The organism is Vibrio sp. Vb2880 (assembly GCF_033337975.1).
Classification (GTDB): domain Bacteria; phylum Pseudomonadota; class Gammaproteobacteria; order Enterobacterales; family Vibrionaceae; genus Vibrio; species Vibrio alginolyticus.
In genome coordinates this window covers 1-19,710 of record NZ_JAWORT010000015.1, presented here as the reverse complement: position 1 = coordinate 19,710, position 19,710 = coordinate 1, and the positions used below count along the sequence as shown (strand labels likewise).

Genomic DNA, 19,710 nt, shown 5'->3' with positions numbered 1-19,710 from the left:
ATTCTCACTTGAACATTAAACCTTGAGAGGGAGAGTCATTAATTAATGTAGGCGCCGGGGCTCCAAACATACTTGATTCTGAAAGCTCCCCAATCTTCTGCTCGATAATACGGTCTCGGAATGTTTGCGCTTTCTTAAAGCGGTCAATTGCTTCGTCAGAGGTTTTAACCGTGATATGTCGTGCTCTTGATTTGTCCATTTTGTGAGTTGAATAATCGAAAGGCATGACTACAGCGCCTTGAAATGACAGTGAATCTACATACCAGTCCCCAAAGCTCTCCCCTTCTTTTAAAGTTTGGATAGCCCCCTTATGCCAAAACTCACCTTTCAACTGACCAGCTATCTCATAAATATCTGTAACGAAGATTTGTTTTTCCATTTCGTTTAGCAGAGCATTAACTTCAGCTTCTCGTTGAGCTCTACGCTTTGTCCTAGTCTCCTCCTGGAATTTTGCTAAACGCTCTTCATCCGATGCCTTCTCTTTTTTCGGTTCAGGCCCACCGTTTAGTAATTTGTTATTTTCTATCAAAAGCTGCTGATACTGATTGTCAAGCATTAACATCTTATTAGCATGCTCTTTTTGGGCTCGTATCAACTCATTTTGCGAGAGTGATTTGTTTTCCTCTATAGAGAGGCTTCGTTGTTTTTGGATGTCTTGGTAAGTCTGCCCGGATTGATCATTTGCAAAAGTTGTAAAGCTCAACAATTGGGTCGCGATGCATAGGGTAATAGTATTAATTTTCACGTAATGAAACCTCTTTGTCTTGTTGATTAAGAATGCTACTTTCGTGTATGTACTGCATCTTAAGAACGATCTCTTCTGTTTCCAGATTTATCGAAATGCTCTGTATAATCATGCTTTTAAATTTGTCGATATCGTTAGCTAGTTGGTCCAAATAGTTAAATGCCCAACCAAACCCACTTAACGAAAGTTGTACATTCACAACGGTGTAATCTATTTGTGGGTTTCTTACTTCAGTGGAATATGTTTCGTTTTTAAAAGGGATCTCCCTTTCTGTTTTGCGGTTTGCTGAAATCGCTCCGTACAGTCTTCCTTGTGTCTTCTCTGCTTGTTGCTGAATGAAGGTTAGTAAGTCTAGGTAGTGGCCGTGAGTTTCCTTTATGAAGATAAAAGCGTCACTTTCATCAAAATAATGGTCTGGTTTAGGAAGCGGTACTATTTGAGACGTAGTAATCTCTTCTCCAGAGAGTGAATAAGTGATAGTTCCATCGAATTCGATGTTGTCTCTAAAATTGGCAACCGTTGTCCCTCCGTTTTTCCACAAAACGGTCGTCTCATGAAAAAACTCTTGGTCTGCTGGTTTGTCTACTGTTGATGAGTCTCTAGTAATGATTCCTTTGGTAACGAGATCGACAGTCATTGGGAACCATCCACCAACATCAACAGGAAGAGAGTTAATATAGGCTTTAAGGTTCAAAATGACCTTTTTAGGATCTGATGCGGTTAAACGTTGAGTAAGCCATTTTGCTTCCTCTTTAGTTGCATTTGCCTTGTCTATTCTCTCGATTTTTTTATGATTCAAATCGTTTTCAGCTTGCTTAGCTAGAGTACTGCTTGATGCTTTCTTCACCATTGAATCTATGTCAGGAATTACATACTCTTGCTTGGAGTTAGATTTATATACCTGCACACCTATCAAAAATATAATTCCAAGAGCCACAAATACGATGTGGGATGGTTTTATCTTTGATAGGGGGTTTGTGTTGAGTAGCTGCTCAATTGTTTGAATTTGAGCGAACTTTTCATTAGGTACAGCTTCACATATGACGTCATATGAGTGCTGTTGGTACTCTGAACGTGACTCTTCAAATAGTTCTGAGATATTTTCTGTTATCTCATTAGGGACTACATAGCGTAATTTTACGTGATGAAGATCGTACATTTGATAATGGTCGAAGATCTGTTGGATAACTTCTTCCACCGTTTCAAATACCAAATCATTCTCACCACCAGCTGGGCACTTATCAATTACCAAAAGATACCAATATTTACCGGATGGTAGCTTTTGTATGAAGAAAGCATTCGGGTGATCGACACAAATAGCGCGAGCGACGATTGCCGCCGCGCTGTAGTATTTTGTCGTTATGCTTTGAGCGAAACCGATTGTTGATTTTGGTGCATCATCAATTGTTGACCCTTCAACAATTACTGCATTTGTAGCGTCGTATTTGTTAACCAGATTTTTGATATGGATGGTCTTATCGGATTCTGAAACCTCGTACCAATCTAAACCGATGTAGTGCCTATCAAATCCAAGTTCTTCTAGTGACTGCATAAAAGGACCTAATTGGGTTAAACTTTTTCGATATGAGGCGTGATAATTACTAGCATCACTGAGCGTGTTTTAGCATTAGAGTCATTGCCACCAAACATCCATAGCAAATCGCCTAGAACTGACTGGTTTTGGCCATTGTCAATCACTTGCTCGAACCCAGTCATAACCATTGTTTCGCCTGAACGGATATTTCTAGCGCTAACCATGGCAGTAACAGTTCTGTCTGTTAGTTGAAGTTGTGTATTACCAACTTCTAGTGGGTCAATTGCATTTAAGGTACTTACATCAGTTACGATACGGACAGCAATTGTTCCATCTGAGTTAACACGTGGTGAAGCTAAGAAAACAATACCGTTTGTTGTTGTATCTGTGCTTGCAGATTGTGTTACAACATCACCAGATACACTTTGGTCGATTTTATCCGCATATTTCTTTTCATTTACGAACTGGACTGGAATAACATCATTGTTTGGTACAGTTGTCGTAATTGACTTTTTAAGCGAAAGAGATTTAGTCCCCTGAAGAGCCTTCAATGCCATTTCAGTGCCTTTGAAGCTACCATCACCGATACTCAGCCCTAAACCACCTAACTTAGCTGCATCACCAACTGGAACTCCATCGATTTTAAGTTCGAAGTCATTCTTAGCGTATTTAATAGATTGCTCAATGCCGTAATTTGATTCGTCTGTAGTGATCAGTTCCCATAGCTCTATATCGAGCCTGATCATCTTTCCAGCAGTAGAATTTGACTCATCAATAAAGTTCTCAACAATTCGCAGCTTTCGAGGTGTGTCAGTTACAGCAACCATACTTAGTGCAGGTAACACTTCTACTTTTGCATCTTCAGAAGCAATGGATTTAATCCCCTTGAGGAGTTGGTCCATTGGTTTCCCTAGGTCACGGTCAAATGAATATGAGTGAGAACTCGAAGTTTGAGAGCTTGTCCCCTCGCCTTGCTGACCACCGCTAGTAGACGAATTGATACTTGATTTTAAAGTTGTACTACCAGCATATTGGTCGATCCGAAAGTGTCTAGTTTCTTGTCGGTAAAAGGATACACGACCATCAGATTGGTATTTCCACCATAGGTTGGTTTTTGCTGCGATAGCATCCAACACTTGCTTTAAAGCAACGTGCTTTTCAAAGTTCAGGGAAATAGACACTTTTGCGCCATCTAATAGTGACCCTTTGTTCGTATCTGTATAAAGTGCCGAAACGTCTAAATCATCACCAGTAGAATCACTTGTACCACCGCTTGCTTTGGAACTTCCAGAGTCTTGGTTAAGATACTTGATAGCGTCGCTAGTAAAGCTAATGTAAACCCCATACGAGGCATACTTATTGTTCAAATAGTCAATCGTGTCGCTAAGGGGTTTAGAGCGATATGACATGAATTTACTCGGGGTAAGAAAAATCTCTGGAAGGTCTTGCCTTTCTTTTAACTTGAAAGGTTCCCCAAGAATAACGTAATTATTGTCTTCGCTGTAGACGCTCTGATCTATACCGGGTTTAAGTCTGTGTTTTTGAATCGTCTCAGTGGCAGCGTCTGCCTGTGCTGTCGCAACTCTATTGGCATCTTTACCAGGAGTACTACAACCACTGACAAGCGCGATAATGGTTAGTGTGAGAGCTTTAAGTTTCAATGTGTTGTTCATTACTGGTAAGTCCCTTTTTCAGTAGAACCGCCTTTTAGGATATGAGCAGCACCAATTTCAGGGCTGTAACTAATCCACAGTGGTTCTTTTGTTTTTAACGTCTCCTTAAGCACTCTATCTAAGACTCCGTCTCTTCCTGTTAGGTCACCAATCAATACCGAACGTGATTTAACAGGGAAGTCGTATTTAGAGCCCCAAATAATGTCGATATTGGACTTTGTATTCCAAACCTCAAAGTTCTCTTTGAGTGACAGTTTAGGGTCTAATGTCCAGAGTTTTGGTGTTCGTGTCTGAAGGTACGTAAGGTGTTCACGATTTTTGGATGCAGCCAACACTCGTTCTTGTTCATTTAGAACAATATAAATACCGGAATTTAGTTCCTGTATCTTAGCAACAGCACTGCGCCAATTAGGTGAAGGTACCCAGGCTAATTGGTGGGAAGAGATGCCTGGTCCAATATTTACCCGCCAACCAGCTGGTGCTAAAGCATTCAGTATTTCGTGAGCAGGTAATTTATTTTGGTAACCGACTTTAGATTGGATGTCGTTTAAACCATAAGCGGTATCTGACTCGTATTCAGTAAATACAACCCCCGCTTGCGCGCTACTCATCACGAGTAAAGGTAAAATTAATCTTAATTTCATCATAGTAACCCCTATTATTTTGATAAATATACGTCATTTTCGGATAACAAACAACAAACGAAGCTGTAAGGTAACCTACGAATAAGAACAATTTCTTATCGGTTATCTGGCTTCCAAATTTCGTTTTTTCGATATGGCAAGTTGTTGCCTTGGTTGTATTTTGACAGGAGGTGTATAAAAAACTCTAATGGTGTCCTTTTGGTAAGAGAGATTAAAGACATTAATACATAGAAAACACACATGGCTTTAAGGTAGTTCCAGCTGAACATTATTGGCAATGTCAAAACCGGGACGATAGTAGACCCGTCCATAAGTAGGAAAAGTGGTCTTTTCATCGCATTTTGTACCGCTTTTCTATCCAGCTTCGGTTTATATTCCATTATTCTGATTCCATAAGGAGATATTCTGGCCCAATTTCACTGTTGTGATATAGGTTTGCGATTTGTTGAGAAAAGGTAAGCTCTTGTTCCTTTAGGTGCCTTCTTACTACTACAGATATCTCTGTGTCAGATTTACACTTCAGCATTTCTTCTCTGATTTCTTCAGTTAGATATAGGGTTTCTCTAACAGCAATCCTTTCACCGTCGAGAGTTCTAACTAGTATCTGAGCGACAATGCCAGAGAGTTGACTAATAAAACCAGCTAATACAGCCAGCTTATTCTCTCCATCTATCATATTGTAGATGCGGCTCATCGCTGTCTCGCAAGAGTTTGCATGTATTGTAGCCATCAAGAAGTTGCCAGTGTTAGAAGCGTTAAATGCGTTTTCGATTGATTCTTTACTTCGTATTTCGCCCTGAACGATGATATCTGGACGAAGACGAAGAGCAGCTTCAAGGCCTTGATTAAAACTTTGAACATCGGAGTCTGTTTCAACTGAACCTACTTCATGAACTGAAATACTGTTACCAGGAGCAATCTTTACTCCCTCATAATTAATTTCAGGTGGGTCCTCAAAAACTAAGATATGCTTACCAAGGCTGGGAGTTTTTAGCACTGAAGTTACAATTCCGGCCATAGTAGTTGTTTTGCCTGTGCCTACCCCTCCCACAAACATAAGAATACCTTTACGGTTATGCTTTACAAGATTGACTAGCTCCGGCTCTATACCCAAAGATTCTGCGTCCTTTGGTGTTTTAGGGTTCAACCTACCAACCATCTTATAGGTCTTTCCATATTCAAGTGACCTTGAGGTAATAGCTGCAATGCGGAAACTCCTAATCTGAGATTGATCATTGGGGTTTTTGGTAACGAATGCAAAAAACGTAGGAGTAGCTGCATTAACATTGTTAATCAGCGATTTTTTGGTGCCGAGCATATATTCAAGAATATTACGGCATGCGTTAGGTTGCATTTGTTTATCAGTGATTTCCCTGATTTGCCCGTTTACATCGATTCTGATTCGATAGTTACAGTCTATTAAAATGTCTGAAGCACCGTACTCAATTGCTTTCCATATGACAGTTTCGATATCTACTTGTGTCATTTCGCTTGAAACAGGTATTAATGGAATATCATTCATGGTAGGTGTCACTCTTCAACGAGAATGGATTTAATTTGGTCGTGAGTAAGGCCTTCAGTTTCTACTTTAGAAACAGCATCCCTACGTACAGAGCCCCTAGGGTCTTTTATTACTGGTGAAGAATAGAGATCAGAGTTTGTCTGCCAAACTGCCTCACCACTCAAAGATATGAACTGAGTGCCTAAACCTAATTGGTCTCCTTGTACCGTAATTCCTACATTTTCAATAATCATATCTGGCTTTTCTATATATCCGGACTCAACTAAATTCACGTAACGGATCATGGCTGTTGCGTCAATAAAAGCATTAATTACACGAGTTCTCATCTCAGCAATTGCTTGTTCTGAGCCCATGGCCCATCCCTCATCAAGAGCTGAGTTGAAGATCTCCAATTCTTCTGAATTTCTAGGTAAAAGTTCGTCAATTAATGTGGTCGGAGTAAGTGAATTTTTGTCGTAGAGATAGTCAGACCAATGCGGTTTCCTCAACACAGGCTTAGGTTGTTCTCTCAATCGATAGACAAGATTATCGGTCCTGATAATCGTAGCTTTTGTGTCTCGCGTTATCGCGGCATGAGCTTCTACTTTGTCTACCATACCTGGACGAAGGTACTTGGCTTCACCTGAACTTAGATTTGCAGAAGCGTTAATGAGATGCTCGAAAGGTAGCAAGCGGTCAAAGAGGTGAGACTTGCTATCCACTACATCTGTTAAGCGCTCCATCGTAGCTATATAACCATTCGCACTGCCAACTTCTTCAGCTCTTTCGCGGATCGACTCAATTCTGAGTGCCTCTTCACCATCGCTTACTAGTTGTTGTCTAACCTTTACATCTTTTAGTTCACTTAAGCTGTAATAGGTGCGCTTAGATTCATCTGCCAAAGTGGTAACACTGAAAAATAGACTAGCAATTAAACAAATAGCAGTATTGGTTCTCACGCTTTTGTCTCCAAGTATTTAACGACAATCGTCTTAAGTCGGTTATCGACCATGATGTCTACCTGGGCACCCTTTTCAGAGTCAATAATCTTTATTGCGTCGTTTATTGGTTGATCCTTCAGTTTAATACTTACAAACACGCCACCAGGTGGTTTTTGGCCATAAGTAAATACTCGATCAGAACCATAACCTACTGTCTCAGCAATACCTTTTACGGCAGTTTCGACTTCACAATCACAATTCCAGTCAACAACCTTTTCAAAACCAGGTAACAGCATTGTAGAGAGCATGCGCTCCTGCCTTCTCTGCTCAGGGCCTTTAAGTGCTTGTGCATGTGCACTTCTCGTTTTTGCTAACAATCGGAGCTCGTCAAGCATTTCAACTGCATATGGCTCAAGATCGCCAAAAGCCCTTTCTTCAGGGCTCTTTTCTAAGTGCCTTAAATCTTTGACTTCATTAGTTGCGCACCCAAGAAGTAGAGTAGAAGCGAATGCTATGCTAGAAAGCTTAAAGACGTTCATTTTGTTTCCTCTTCGTTGCATTGATGCAAAGTGTTTTAGCTGTATTCAGATTTGAAACAGTGATGATTGATTCATCCGTACTGATGTTTTGGTTAATGTCTGGGTGGTAATACCTAACTTTTTGATGGAAGGCTTTCTTGATTTCAGAAATATTGAGGGACGTAATAGGTAGCCCTAATAATTTGAAAGCCTGAACTTCTTCTTCAGAGAAGTTAAATGGGTTTTGTTCATTCAGAGTCGGAGAACTTTGAGATCTACTCGCATTAGAGGGTCTTTCCATCTGAGAGGAAATTGAGTTTGTATAACCAAACCCACGTATCTTCGCTTGTGCTTCCTTTCTTCTAACCGATTGTTGTTGTTGCCGTTGCATAAAGTACAAATATGCGATGCCAAATAAGGCACTCGTGAAAACACCGAATGTATAACTCGCGGACAAATAATATGTAGCAGCGAAAGAAGTGATGAGTATGGAAGCCAAACCCAATATTTTTTCTTTAATTAGTTCGAACACAATAAGATGTCTAATAGCAAATAATAGCATAAATCTATGCCATTTTTGTCTAAAATACAATAGCAAAAGCTGCTAGCATAGGCTTATTATTGAGTCAAATGTTAGTTTCAATTTGCTAGTCTCAGAAGTGATATCGGTTCAATAGACTAATTACTCAACAAATTGTAGAAATATTTGCGTAATGCGACCTACAAATAGGGATATAGCTCACACATATGCAACAAATGATGAAAATTTATTTAAGTTTCACTCTTCATGGGTAAAAATTAGACATAACGGCAGTTAATGTTTAGATACAAGTCACATGATTATTTGCGTCTATTCTCAAAAATAAGAAAGTATTTATGGATAAGAATCATTACAGCGAACTGTTCTCCGACATATTCGCTACAAAACAGAATGAAGGTGGTGCGGCATATTTAATCAATCGTGAGGCTAATCTTGAATTAGTTTCACGGTTAGGTATTAATCATCGTGACGTTAGGCTTAATTCAAAAGAAAGCTATGTTTCAGACCGTAGCGCTAGGCTTTTAGAGAAAAAGTTAAAGGTAGCTCGAGGTTGGCTAGACGCAGAACATGAAATTATTAGCCAAACTCAACTTCTAACAATTAGAGCCAACAATGTTTCGGCGCTTATTGTTTCTCCTGGCTTTACTAAACAGTCAAAGCACTTTCTCTCTAAAATAGTTTCATCTACACCTATGAGCGGATATCAATTTTTGTTTGATGAAATCACTTTCGAAGAGCAGTCCTATTACTTACGTAAAATGGAAGAGTTCTTGGAAATTGAAAGAGCATGTCTTGATGATGAGGCATTTATGGAAGGGCTCTACTAGCGAGAAAAGTCGAAGTCATTATCAGGACGCTGTTGTTTGATACCAATGGCGTCCTTTTCATTTACTGGTCCAGTTATACAAGATTCTAGCCTCTGATTTATTGTTTGTTGACTAGGTTCAAGTACATTAGCTTTCTCAACACTCTTCAAGCTAATATGGTCAAATCTCCTGCCAAACTTTGTCTCAAATTCATTCAGAAAGAAATTGATATCTTGTACAGCATTTGGATTAACTTGCCATTTTGTTAGCAAACTTGGCAAATTTGTAAAACTGGTATTATCGAATTCACTTCTTCGAGCTGGTGGTATTGCACTTAGTCTGATTTGTAGAATGGTGCCGATCATTCTATTTTGTAGTTGGAGAATATCTTGTTGTTTTTGAAAGTTCTGACTTGAGAACTTTTCAACTGACACTTTGAGTTTTTCTAAATCCATTTTTTAGCCTAACTCAAGCTGTGCAAAGGCAAGTGGTCTAACAGATGACTGAAGAATAGCCTTCTTGAACCAGGTCATTGTCATATGATAGTCATAGTTACAAGACACGATTTTTTCAGCGTAGTGGTCATGAGGATAATTCATAGCGATTGACTTAAGGATTTCATAGTCAAATATTTCTAACTTTAGATCTTCAAATCGTTGATCTAAAGAGTTTTTAATTTCAGGTAGAGGTAGCTCATCACCGCTTTGAATTTTCTTTATGATTTTCTTGTCGTTTTCAAGAACATTTAAGAGCAAGTACTCTGAAATAGAAAGCACATAGCTTGTAAAATTTGGTAATGTCTTTAGAGAGATTGGGTTCATATATTTTTTGTTTTAAGCTTGTGCCCATCGGTTCTATTGATGGCAAAGGTAACTCCTCTTTGCTTCACCAGGAACCAGTCCAGTCTTTATAAATCTTGCTTATGTATCAATATAAGATATACATAAACAAGGGTATTTGCCATTTTTTTGACAACTAACGTACTACTTTGGGGGCGATATGAGTGTAAATTCATGGGAATTTCAACCAGACAACGAGTTTTCTGACATAACAGATGATCTGAATCATCAGGATGTAGTATCAGAAAAAACCTCAGATCGAATTGTTAATGTACACGATAAACACCTAAGCCCACAAAGTACAACTTTGCCAAGCAATGATGTCTGTTTGAACGCCTTTAATCAACAAAAGCAGGACGTTCGTCTATCTGAAGTTGGCGGCAAGTCACAATCAGTGCAACCTTCTGCCACAAAATCAAACGCTTACTTCCACCCAAATAGTCAAATTAATCTCTATAACAAGTCATTAAATTGTGCAGCGGTGATTCGATTAGGAAACATAGCTAACAACCTAATTTCAATTGTTGTAGACATTTGCCCAGAACATAACGGTCGCTCAAGTGATTGGAACAACAAAATCTCAGTTGCCTTTTCTCACACTGAACTTATTCAAGCTTATTCCCTATTTCTTCAAAACCTTAAATGCCTTGATTTCAAGTTAAAGTTTCACCAACAACAAACTGGGCCATTGTCTATAGGATTTAAAGAGAGCTCGATTTATGTAAGCACAATCATCTCCGGTAAAACAATAAGCCTTACAGGAAACATCGCCCAAAAGATAAAGTTTATGGCCCAATTAGAAGTGGCTACTAAACACTACTTCGCTACTGCGTTTCCAGATTTGGACCAAGAACGAATTCTGCGTCAGATAGCTTTGATTTAGTGTTTTTGTAGTTCGATATTTGAAGCTTCTAGGTGACCGGTAGCTCTCAGATATCTTTTAACAGTACCCATATTTGTCCAATCACCAATAGACATAAGGTCGACTGCATTCATCTTATGAACGACATGCCCATCAACTACCGCTCCACAACGTCCCGAATGCCCTGACCAACAACGACCTTTAAATACACTTTGTCGTTCATATGCTTTACGGAACAATCTAAGTACGGATACACCATTCATAGGTTTTAATGGGTCCTTAAGCTGTCCATTTTTCAGAATCCAACCAAAAATATAATATTCCTGATCTTCGACTGGACTTGAAGGGGTTACATGGTTGTAAAGCTCAACTCCTTTTTCTACAAGTTCAATATATTTCTTCACGATCCCTGCATACCTGCCAATGATAGACTTTTTGGGTGGCGCTGCAGATGTCTTAGATTTTGTCCTCACTATAGTGACAGTGTCACCAGAAATGATGACGTTTTTACGTTTTAAAGTAAAGATCTCTTCTTCTCGAAGAGCAGTAGAGTATGCAATGGTCATGTATGCTAGGTCTTTGAAAAGCTTTGGCCCAGCTTGTTCAAGTGTCCCAACTATTTCGATCTGTCTGTTCAAATCGCTTGCTCTGAATGGTGAAGCAACTTTTTGCTCTACCTTTGATAAATCAGATTCTGCCATATCCTTTTTTACACCCCTGAAAAAGTCTTTTATAAGCTTGTCTTCAGTTACGTTGGCGAATCCTAGTTGATTCAAAAATATGGCTATGAGGTTCTTTCGGCTCATTAGAGTCGCATAAGACACTTTCTGTTCATTTTTTAGGTGTAGTATCCAGTAGTAAAACATTCTTGGATGTATAGGAAATGCGTAGGCTAATTCAATATACTCAGTAAATCTTATCCAAGAGCGAACAGCGGAAAACATGTTTTTTTGTGTTGCCTTCGAAAAACCACCACGTGTAGCCTCGAATATGGCCATGTTATCTAGTATTGTCTTTAGGTTTGGGTGATCAGGATCAATTGCACCGTCAAGTTCAGGCAAAGGGATTTTAAATCGTGAAAGATTTTCTTTTTCTTTGTTATTGCCTAGTTCTAATGCCTTAATCTTTTCTAATCCGGATGCAGGAATTGGTAAATTTTGCTTAGTAATCTCCACGTTCACCTCCAAAAATAAAGTGTTACGCTGTCACCTGTAACGCTAACCTTAACGGCCAAAAAGTGTAATATAACTCAAATTATACTACACTTTATAATCATGTCTATTTATACAGTGTTATTTGTTTGTTGAGTTTATATGAATTATTCGAAGATTAGCTTAACGAAAACAAAGCGAGCTACTAAAGTAAAACCCACATAATAACCCATGGTTCTACATAGTCTGCTAGACTGCGTAAGGGAATATTACTTGAATATAGATAAAAAAAAGGCAACATTTAAAGTTGCCTTGTGCTGTTAGGTTTGAAATCAGTTGCTTACTGAAGTCAATTGACCATTGGATAAGTCTTCCAGTGGTGGATAATCAGGAAGTCCATAGTCAGATCGTAACCAAGTTAATTTCTGGTAGGTTTGTTCAATCCACTCTGGCTTTAGCTGTTGAACTTCTATGATCTTCTTCTTGTAACTCGGATCTGTTTTAGCTGGTAGGTATTCTAAATAGAAACTGTCGCATTTTTCCATTAAGCTAGAACGCTCTAAATCTACCACCGTCAGGCAGTCAACAAAGTCTTTGTACGCTTCGTTGTCGGAAATGCCTTGAACAACTGCTGGCCCGGTAGTTTTGAGATATTCTTTGTATAGTTTTGCACCGACGACTCCAGAGCCAGATACAGCAACGATAGCTATAATAGACCAGGGAAAGGTGCTTTTAAGTGAGTCGAACATATTATATCCGTTTTATTGTTAGTATTAGTATTAAGGTGGGGATTGTTTTGGAATATTCAATGCATGAAATACAATAATTGTATTTCATGACTAGTTATATCTAGTTTTAAATATTATTTGTTCATCAAAAAGGCTGGTTATAAAACACCCACCAGCCCTTTCAATTTGATATTTAACCTGGGTATGCTAGAACAATGTCTATGTTAAACTTAATATCTGAAAGATTTAAACGGGTCAAAATATACTCAGTCATACTCGCAAAGTCGGCTTAAAATATTTGATTTACCAAATATACAAGGCTCTTTACGGAGGTGGTAAAATTTGGGTCTCCCAGATATTTCATCATATATTTCTTCTACATTTAAAGTCTCAATTATATCAATAGAGTCTGGATTTAACACTAAATGAGAACGGCCATGATACCCACCGTCTACAAATTGTCCACTCTCAAAATCCTTTAAGATATCGATACCGTTTTCACGCAAAATATGACAACGTTTCCGTTCATTCAAATCAATTAGGTCATTGTGTATTCGATTTTCAGGTGGTTTTGCAAGTTCTGAGTACCATTCTTTACCCCTCTTAGTTGATATCCACACTGGTAATTTATCCCAATGTTGCTGTAGATATTTGGGGTGCATAGAAATGGATTTACCAATAGTTACTACTTTAGCTTGTTCCTTTATTGCGCACACATATACGGTAGGTTTACCTACCTGCCTCGCTTTATAGTCAGCGTGATAGCATGCTCCTTTCAGATTAGAAACGAAGTAAAATCCATTAGCATCATTACAGCCTTCGCCTGTACCTAGCATGCCTAACTCAAATTTATCAAACTCCTTAGCTCGTGTACCATGAAAGATGAGCTCTCTTTCCATTGTTCTTTCTAACATGCCGCTTCTCATCAGGTTATAAGTCTTAAATTGTATTATCTAAAAACTAAACAAAATTGAGCTATTACTTTTGTTGACCTCTAAACAGATCAACTAGTCCTCTCAACACAACGCCACTAATGATCAATCCTAATAGTAAACTAATTACTATTCCGTAGGGGTTTGTTGCGAAAAATGAAAAAAACTCAGGTAGTTGAGGGAAAGGTAATGCTGCAACAGTGGCCATAAATTAATCCTTCTTTAAACAGTTAGGTTATGATTTAAGGAAGCTCGAGATCTTCTTCGGTAACCCAATCCAAGTGAGTATCTTTAGATATCAATAGTGTGCCTTCAAGCCAATTTACACCTAATATCTTTTCATCATGTGAAGCGTAAAACTCCGAAAGTTTATCGACTATGTTTGTAACATTCGATATTTCTACATTTTGTAAAGGTAGCCAAAACCAGCGATTTTTTGACTCAAGTAGTGCTCTTTTCGAGTTCCAATCCAGTCCCCATAATAAATGCTCTTGATTACCATTCACGAGCCGACAGTGCATCGCTGCCTTGATCCCCAATTTTTCAAGAAAGAACAACATACTTCCTACTTTGCGTAAAAAAAAACCATATTGACACATACTAAGATGTTACCAAGTATGTATCAATTATCTTTTGTTTTTATATGGTTATGATCAAGCTTGTATCTATATGTGGCTGGCCAGCCAGGTCTTGGTAGGCACAAATTGGTCTGACACCACATTGCCATTATTTATACAGATGGGCAATACGAAGTCAGTACCACTTCCTTTTGCAAACTCCCGTACTTCTCTTAAGGTATCTTTGCTATTGCTAACTGGTACTAGTAAAGAGTGGCTAAGTTCCCTTGTTCCACGCAACTTAATATTGGGTATTGAAAAACCTCGATGTAACAGCTCCTTTGTTTTAATGATTTGCACAGAACTGAATGACTTTACGTATTGGAGTTGTGCGGTTACTAGTTCGTTATATACCGTTTTTAACTTAAACTTTGCTAGCAAATAGTCGTCTGTCAAATTACTGAGCTGATACAAAGCCTTTTTAATAATTAATGTAATTTCTGGGTTATTCAACGATGGCATCGCCAACTCTCGGTCATAGGCGTTTATTACAGCGATTTTTGGATAATGGTCCATTTCACCGACATCTGTTTCAAACTTATCCCTATCGCTTAAAATCATGTTTGTGAGTTTATCGTGTCGCTCTGTCATACCTTTAGAGCATAAAATTAAGAATCTGTTTGATGGCTTAGTTTCGCAGCTAACTAATATTGGGAGTTCATTTTTGTGGTTTGGCACAGGGATATACACCTTTCTAATATCAGAATCCTCTAATATTTCATGTGTACCACTGCCTTCCAGAAAGCTGGCTATCTTCTTCAACATCTGGCTCACGATATCATTCCTTTGTTCAATTATTATTCTACGTTTTGACATTCGTTCATCATACTCTTCTTGTTTAGACTCGATATGCCTAGTCAATTGGTCCCTGTTTAAATATGGTAGAAAATCATTGAAAGTACATTTCACGCTCATGGTGCCAGGGCGTAGCCCTAGTTTAGTTTCAATTCTGGTTGCTAACTTTTTTCCTAGCATACGGGATTTATTGGGCCCTAAATGATTGTTCAAATGACAACCTAGCTCTGAGTTCAATTTGCTAATATTGCCATTCCCTATAAGGGTCAATAGGATCTCTAAATTCCTAGATCTGGCAAGCTTGTCAATTGGGAGGTTATCATCAATTGTTGGGTCTACATTTATGGTAGAAATGGCCTCATCAAGTTGTCCAATAGGCATACCGAGCTTTGTTTCTATGTTTCTAGCTAGTCTGTGACTGATGTTCTTCTGAGGCTTGGATCTGTGGCTGAGATAACTGGCCAAGTGAGGCATATCTAAATGTCTACATAAGTTCTGAATCTTACGGTTGTAGTCTTGGTTGACTATACGCATAAGGTTTTGGTGTCGATTCTCGTGATAGATTTCAGTAGTGTCGAATTTGATATCCATTCAATCACCAATCAATAACGTATTGTTGAAATGGTGTCTTCTATCAAATCTCGTTCTATATCGCTTTCAGCTTGATTTAAATACTTCTCGAGAATATCAATATTAAGTGTACTCAAGTGTCTTCTGTAAAGCTTGCGTCTCAATTCTTTGCGTTCAGCATAAATTGGGTATAGCCCCTGGATAAGGATACCAAGAAGAAGAATTACTATATAAAGCAGATTAAAAGACTCTAATTGAGAGAATCGCCATGCAGCTAAACCTACAATTGTTAGAGAAAATGCCAATATAACTATTCTTCTGGTGAACTGCCCCCATTCTGGTGAAAATACAGAGTCTTTGTAATGCATCATATTATTACCTCCTAGATGTATAAGAAATTGTCCATTGTCCATGTGTCTGGATGTGTTGAAGGGAGTGATTGAGATTCGAATATTGCATCAATGGTTGACCAACCTAGCTCAACTCCGTCCTCAAAATGGGTAGAAAATGCAATGTACATCCAACTTGCGACAGTAAATCGTGCTGCTGCTGTAAATTCAATCTTCAACAAATCGAGTTCGCTTGAGGTACTTACCATGTAAGTATTGGTACTTCTAACGCGATAACACCCTGATAACCTGTCAAGTAGTGGTGTTAGGTTAGGTTCTTTCTTGGCGAGCTTAATCATATCTTTCAAAGACAAAATACAATTGAGCTCTTTTAAACCAACCCTAGTCCATTCTTTAACTTTGCAAATTTGTTCAATTCTGTTTCTTTCGAAAGAGATCCAGAGAGGATCATACCTTCCCATACTTTCAATTAATTTATAGGTTGAAAGTAATTCTTCTAAACTAGCAGAGCATGCCCTTTCGATGTTCGTTGATGTATTGCGCTTAGCAGTACATCTTGTTTTAGTTACTGCGCTTTCCAATCTTGAGTCTCCTAGTTCAAATATTCTCAGTTACAACACTTTTATCGCGAGGATTTGTCTTACGCCGTTATCTGATCGCGATGTCAGTTCAATATTTTCGAATGTCGGTACTGGAAGTCTGTGTATAGCCGCCTCTATTAGTTTCAAGCCGAAAAGGTACTTACCACTAGTAATTGAGTTAATATGATGGTTTGTCATTTTTTCTAAATGACTGACTATCAAATGTTCTAGTTGATAGAGAGTATCAAGCACCTGCAGATCTAGGTTTATCAGGTCGTCATAGTTCTGGAGTGTCATCAACGTGTGTCGATATGGATCTAGAGCACACCTGTACGCATGCTTTTTAAGTAGATATGGATGTATAGGTTTTGGCCACATGACGACTATCTGTTATATCTGCTTTGTACGTTCTAGCCAGCTAGCTAGTGATAGTAGACCACATACCTTGGCCACCACCTCGAAATTGTCTTTGTATGCTCCGCTATTAAAGAAAATCAGGCAAATCAAAGCAGTACAAGATAGTGCTATCAGTAAATACTTTGTTCTAAACATTAGCTTTTCCTCAACCATTCTTAGGCAGTCTAGACTAAACATTGAATAATAGATGTCATTCGCGTATAAAAAACAATACTAATGTTACCATATATTTTAATACGTATGTTAGGAAAACCTCATGCTGAGCTAGTTGATAATTTGATCAACTTAGTTTCCATATGAGCTTTGGTACAAATATTAACGAAGAGTATGATTGATATGATAAAAATTGATAAAGATGAAGTTTTGACAGTCTCCATTGTCTCGCAAAGGCTTAAAGGCATCATTCCTGAGGATTATAAATGGCCAAATGTACCGGAGGGATATCAATTGGAGTTTATTGTCCATCCCGATGGCACTTTAATCATGGATCTTTTAAATCCTGATAGAGGAATGTTTATTTCAGAAGCCGAAAATGTTCACTTTGAAACACCCCGTACAGTGAAGAACGCCCCCCTTACATGGCAAGACCTAGAAAAGGCTGGTGTTCCTTTTATGTCATGACCTAACTACAACTTGATAGAGCTTTCACAAACAACCTCGTTAAGCACCAAATCAGAATAAATCCCCCTCTATAATAGGAATACTGCATGAAATCTGCGATCCGTCTTAGTCTAAAAGTAATATTGTTTTCGATTACTGTCATAGTGTCGATAATTGGAGGACAAATTAGTCAGCACCTCGCTCATATCAAAGATTCCAGAATGCATACGATCGATACCTGGAACAGGCAACATCCTGAGAACTTACATGTCTCTAGAACATTTATTAATGAATGCCTTAATCGAAAAATGGTAAAGGACACTAGTTCGGACGAACCTTTCTTTGTAAAAGAGGTTTATGGACTGTATGAATGTGGTATTGAAGTCGGAGCGGATGACCTTGTGGAGAAAATCAAAGAGTCAGACAACTCATTGAGTACATTTGCTTGGCCATTATCAGCTTTAACTTAATACTTCGTTTTCAAATATTGAGGTCTAAATCGGACCTCATTTGAACCACTATCGAACAAAAATTAGTCAACTATACACGGTATCCACCACACTTTAAGGTACTCATTGGTGCCTCTCCCCCACCGCTTCGCTCCATCCGCACGTGCTGTAACTATAAGGTCGGCTTCGCCGCCTCTTGAGCATTCTCCCCCCTGGGAGAACCAGCGGCTTCGCCGCTTCTTAGATTGGTAAATACTATTCATATCGATTTATTTCTATCTTTATCTATCCATATCTATGTTTGGCTACGCCAAACTTTTTTCCAGGGGGTCTTAGCAGTGGCGAAGCCACCAAGGAGTAGAAATATTTAGGGCGAAGCCCTTATTCGTTAGCGTCGAAGACGCGAAAGGGAGCTTGATTCTTTGCGAGCGAAGCTCGCTTAATTCGAGTTAAAGCGAGTGAGGTAGTTAAGGTTATTGGTGTCGTAACAGCGGCTTGTGGTGTAGTTTAGGTGGTGGATACCGTGTATATTTATGGTTTGAAGTCCCCGTAGATTTGGGAGAGAAATAAAGTTTCATACTAAATGTTCAAGTAAGCCTGTCAGTACCGTTCTAAATGTCACGCTGACATAAATAAAGATTCATACCAATTGGTACTACCATGTTTCAATCTCACAACAATTGACTATAAAAGTATCATACTGGTTGTCTGACCATCCGCTGGAACACGTATCTGGACAAAAATGTTTTAGAGCTGTGTATTAAAACGTTTTTGTCAGATTAGAAAAAGCATCTTGAAACCTTAAACGCTTGCTATTATTGCATGTGTTCGCAAGATGGTTGTGATATGCTAAGAGATGCATCATGTAGGATTAGAACATAGCTAAAAATTAGTTATTGACGCCATAGTCGTTTGTTAAAGGTCGGTTTTCGCATCTTCCAGAGCCTGTTTTTGAATATTTGCAATAACTTCCTCGGTTAACCCATACTTTGCTGCGACAGTCATTGTGATTGGGTTTAGGATGTCCTCAACCTCATTGAACAACTCTATTGATTTTTCCAACCCTGTAATCATCTTATTACGCCCAGACGCGTTCATAAAATCCATAGCTTTAGCTTGGAAATAACTATGAGCCAAGAAGGGGTTCTAGGGATTTTCCCCTCTAAAGTAACATAGAATGCTACAGGCTTTGTATTATATAGCCTCCAGCTGTGGGTTACTTTCGTTTCCAAGCTTAATCATCCACGATTGGCTTCGTAATTTCACTAATATCAGGCAATTTTCCGGTATTGGTGAAGTTATACGTCCCGCTTAAGTTGATATTTTGCCATGCAACGGGCGAAACAGCACGAGTGATAGCCGCTTTTTCTTCATCACCTGTCGCTTCAAAGTGTCCCAGAAGATGACTCAGTATCGCGGAGTTGAAGTAGATGAGCGCATTGGCAAGCAATCTTGCGCATTCATTCCAGATAGCGATTTCAGACTCGTTTTTGCCACGGAACTGATCACCATTCACCGACGCAATGGCTCGTCTAAGGAAGTGCCATGCTTCTCCCCGGTTCAGGGCACGTTGCACATACTGCCGCAAACTGGCATCGTCGATGTAGTCAAGTAAATATTGCGCTTTAACCAGTCGATTATACTCCGTCAGAGCCTGTAATATTGGGTGTCCAGAAGGGTAACCAGACAACTTTCTTACCAGCATTGCTTGTGTCGTCCGCTTTGTCTGAAGTGACAGAACAATACGCCTGATATCTTGCCATCCCGTTGTAATAACATTCGTTCTGATAGGCTTCTTTAGCGCCAGTATGGTGCTGCCTTGTTCACTTTCAGTCACATCAAACAGATCATTGATGACACTACTGAACTGCGCGTATCGCGGTGCAAAACTGTAACCGCATAGATCCAGTAAGGCG

General features: G+C 38.9%; 24 protein-coding genes. 4 read left to right on the top strand and 20 right to left on the bottom strand.

The genetic code is table 11. The features are described 5' to 3' along the window. Positions 1-4: 4 nt before the first annotated feature. The 8 genes from R7M92_RS16285 to R7M92_RS16250 all read right to left on the bottom strand — a co-directional run bounded on the left by R7M92_RS16285 (position 5) and on the right by R7M92_RS16250 (position 8,118). Complete coding sequence (locus R7M92_RS16285; RefSeq protein ID WP_025634125.1) at positions 5-745, bottom strand: hypothetical protein; 741 nt, start codon at positions 743-745, stop codon at positions 5-7. Further along, positions 735-2,297: a hypothetical protein gene (locus tag R7M92_RS16280; RefSeq protein WP_025634123.1), complete on the bottom strand. Its 1,563-nt coding sequence runs from the start codon at positions 2,295-2,297 to the stop codon at positions 735-737. The genes R7M92_RS16285 and R7M92_RS16280 overlap by 11 nt, the downstream gene beginning before the upstream one ends. A gap of 17 nt (positions 2,298-2,314) precedes the next feature. Continuing rightward, positions 2,315-3,952: a hypothetical protein gene (locus R7M92_RS16275; RefSeq protein WP_025634122.1), complete on the bottom strand. Its 1,638-nt coding sequence runs from the start codon at positions 3,950-3,952 to the stop codon at positions 2,315-2,317. Further along, entirely contained in the window at positions 3,952-4,599 is a 648-nt protein-coding gene (locus R7M92_RS16270; RefSeq protein ID WP_025634121.1) for a hypothetical protein, read from the bottom strand. The genes R7M92_RS16275 and R7M92_RS16270 overlap by 1 nt, the downstream gene beginning before the upstream one ends. 376 nt (positions 4,600-4,975) lie before the next feature. Then, the gene (locus R7M92_RS16265; RefSeq protein ID WP_025634117.1) at positions 4,976-6,118 is read right to left on the bottom strand and encodes an ATPase, T2SS/T4P/T4SS family; all 1,143 of its coding nucleotides are present in this window, start codon (positions 6,116-6,118) and stop codon (positions 4,976-4,978) included. 8 nt (positions 6,119-6,126) lie between these two features. After that, complete coding sequence (locus R7M92_RS16260) at positions 6,127-7,056, bottom strand: type IV secretory system conjugative DNA transfer family protein (protein ID WP_025634116.1); 930 nt, start codon at positions 7,054-7,056, stop codon at positions 6,127-6,129. Continuing rightward, positions 7,053-7,577 (bottom strand): hypothetical protein, encoded by a 525-nt coding sequence (locus R7M92_RS16255; RefSeq protein WP_077202328.1) that lies wholly within the window; start codon positions 7,575-7,577, stop codon positions 7,053-7,055. Before R7M92_RS16255 ends, R7M92_RS16260 begins: the two co-directional genes overlap by 4 nt. Then, complete coding sequence (locus tag R7M92_RS16250; RefSeq protein ID WP_025634113.1) at positions 7,564-8,118, bottom strand: J domain-containing protein; 555 nt, start codon at positions 8,116-8,118, stop codon at positions 7,564-7,566. The genes R7M92_RS16255 and R7M92_RS16250 overlap by 14 nt, the downstream gene beginning before the upstream one ends. A 314-nt stretch (positions 8,119-8,432) precedes the next feature. Here R7M92_RS16250 and R7M92_RS16245 point away from each other — a divergent pair, with 314 nt between their 5' ends. Beyond that, the gene (locus R7M92_RS16245) at positions 8,433-8,924 is read left to right on the top strand and encodes a hypothetical protein (protein WP_025634112.1); all 492 of its coding nucleotides are present in this window, start codon (positions 8,433-8,435) and stop codon (positions 8,922-8,924) included. Here R7M92_RS16245 and R7M92_RS16240 read toward each other — a convergent pair. Next, positions 8,921-9,358 (bottom strand): hypothetical protein, encoded by a 438-nt coding sequence (locus tag R7M92_RS16240; protein WP_025634110.1) that lies wholly within the window; start codon positions 9,356-9,358, stop codon positions 8,921-8,923. The two genes, R7M92_RS16245 and R7M92_RS16240, sit on opposite strands and share 4 nt — an antisense overlap. 3 nt (positions 9,359-9,361) lie before the next feature. Beyond that, positions 9,362-9,724 carry a hypothetical protein gene (locus R7M92_RS16235; RefSeq protein ID WP_025634109.1) on the bottom strand — a complete coding sequence of 121 codons (363 nt, stop codon included), beginning with the start codon at positions 9,722-9,724 and terminating at the stop codon, positions 9,362-9,364. A gap of 178 nt (positions 9,725-9,902) precedes the next feature. Here R7M92_RS16235 and R7M92_RS16230 point away from each other — a divergent pair, with 178 nt between their 5' ends. Then, a complete protein-coding gene (locus R7M92_RS16230) occupies positions 9,903-10,625 on the top strand; it encodes a hypothetical protein (RefSeq protein ID WP_025634107.1) in 723 nt (240 codons plus the stop codon). Here R7M92_RS16230 and R7M92_RS16225 read toward each other — a convergent pair. From R7M92_RS16225 to R7M92_RS16190, 8 genes are all read right to left on the bottom strand, one after another. Next, the gene (locus tag R7M92_RS16225) at positions 10,622-11,779 is read right to left on the bottom strand and encodes a tyrosine-type recombinase/integrase (RefSeq protein ID WP_025634105.1); all 1,158 of its coding nucleotides are present in this window, start codon (positions 11,777-11,779) and stop codon (positions 10,622-10,624) included. The two genes, R7M92_RS16230 and R7M92_RS16225, sit on opposite strands and share 4 nt — an antisense overlap. A 308-nt stretch (positions 11,780-12,087) precedes the next feature. After that, positions 12,088-12,504, bottom strand: coding sequence for a hypothetical protein (locus R7M92_RS16220; protein ID WP_025634104.1), 417 nt, complete (start codon positions 12,502-12,504; stop codon positions 12,088-12,090). Positions 12,505-12,749: 245 nt separating this feature from the next. Next, the gene (locus tag R7M92_RS16215; RefSeq protein ID WP_042776360.1) at positions 12,750-13,397 is read right to left on the bottom strand and encodes a hypothetical protein; all 648 of its coding nucleotides are present in this window, start codon (positions 13,395-13,397) and stop codon (positions 12,750-12,752) included. Between the two features lie 64 nt (positions 13,398-13,461). Further along, positions 13,462-13,623, bottom strand: a complete 162-nt coding sequence (locus R7M92_RS16210; protein WP_170926990.1) for a hypothetical protein — start codon at positions 13,621-13,623, stop codon at positions 13,462-13,464. Positions 13,624-13,657: 34 nt separating this feature from the next. Next, complete coding sequence (locus tag R7M92_RS16205; RefSeq protein ID WP_025634101.1) at positions 13,658-13,975, bottom strand: hypothetical protein; 318 nt, start codon at positions 13,973-13,975, stop codon at positions 13,658-13,660. Positions 13,976-14,080: 105 nt separating this feature from the next. After that, positions 14,081-15,418, bottom strand: a complete 1,338-nt coding sequence (locus tag R7M92_RS16200; RefSeq protein ID WP_025634099.1) for a hypothetical protein — start codon at positions 15,416-15,418, stop codon at positions 14,081-14,083. Between the two features lie 11 nt (positions 15,419-15,429). Continuing rightward, positions 15,430-15,768: a hypothetical protein gene (locus R7M92_RS16195; protein WP_025634098.1), complete on the bottom strand. Its 339-nt coding sequence runs from the start codon at positions 15,766-15,768 to the stop codon at positions 15,430-15,432. A gap of 11 nt (positions 15,769-15,779) precedes the next feature. Continuing rightward, positions 15,780-16,328 carry a hypothetical protein gene (locus R7M92_RS16190; RefSeq protein WP_025634097.1) on the bottom strand — a complete coding sequence of 183 codons (549 nt, stop codon included), beginning with the start codon at positions 16,326-16,328 and terminating at the stop codon, positions 15,780-15,782. A gap of 753 nt (positions 16,329-17,081) precedes the next feature. Here R7M92_RS16190 and R7M92_RS16185 point away from each other — a divergent pair. Then, positions 17,082-17,366, top strand: a complete 285-nt coding sequence (locus tag R7M92_RS16185) for a hypothetical protein (protein WP_138058896.1) — start codon at positions 17,082-17,084, stop codon at positions 17,364-17,366. 86 nt (positions 17,367-17,452) lie between these two features. Next, positions 17,453-17,815 (top strand): hypothetical protein, encoded by a 363-nt coding sequence (locus R7M92_RS16180; RefSeq protein WP_025634091.1) that lies wholly within the window; start codon positions 17,453-17,455, stop codon positions 17,813-17,815. An 894-nt stretch (positions 17,816-18,709) separates the two neighbouring features. Here R7M92_RS16180 and R7M92_RS16175 read toward each other — a convergent pair. Then, positions 18,710-18,901: a hypothetical protein gene (locus R7M92_RS16175; RefSeq protein WP_225455764.1), complete on the bottom strand. Its 192-nt coding sequence runs from the start codon at positions 18,899-18,901 to the stop codon at positions 18,710-18,712. 127 nt (positions 18,902-19,028) lie between these two features. After that, on the bottom strand, positions 19,029-19,710 hold a 682-nt coding region (locus tag R7M92_RS16170), incomplete at its 5' end, for a Tn3 family transposase (RefSeq protein WP_225468083.1).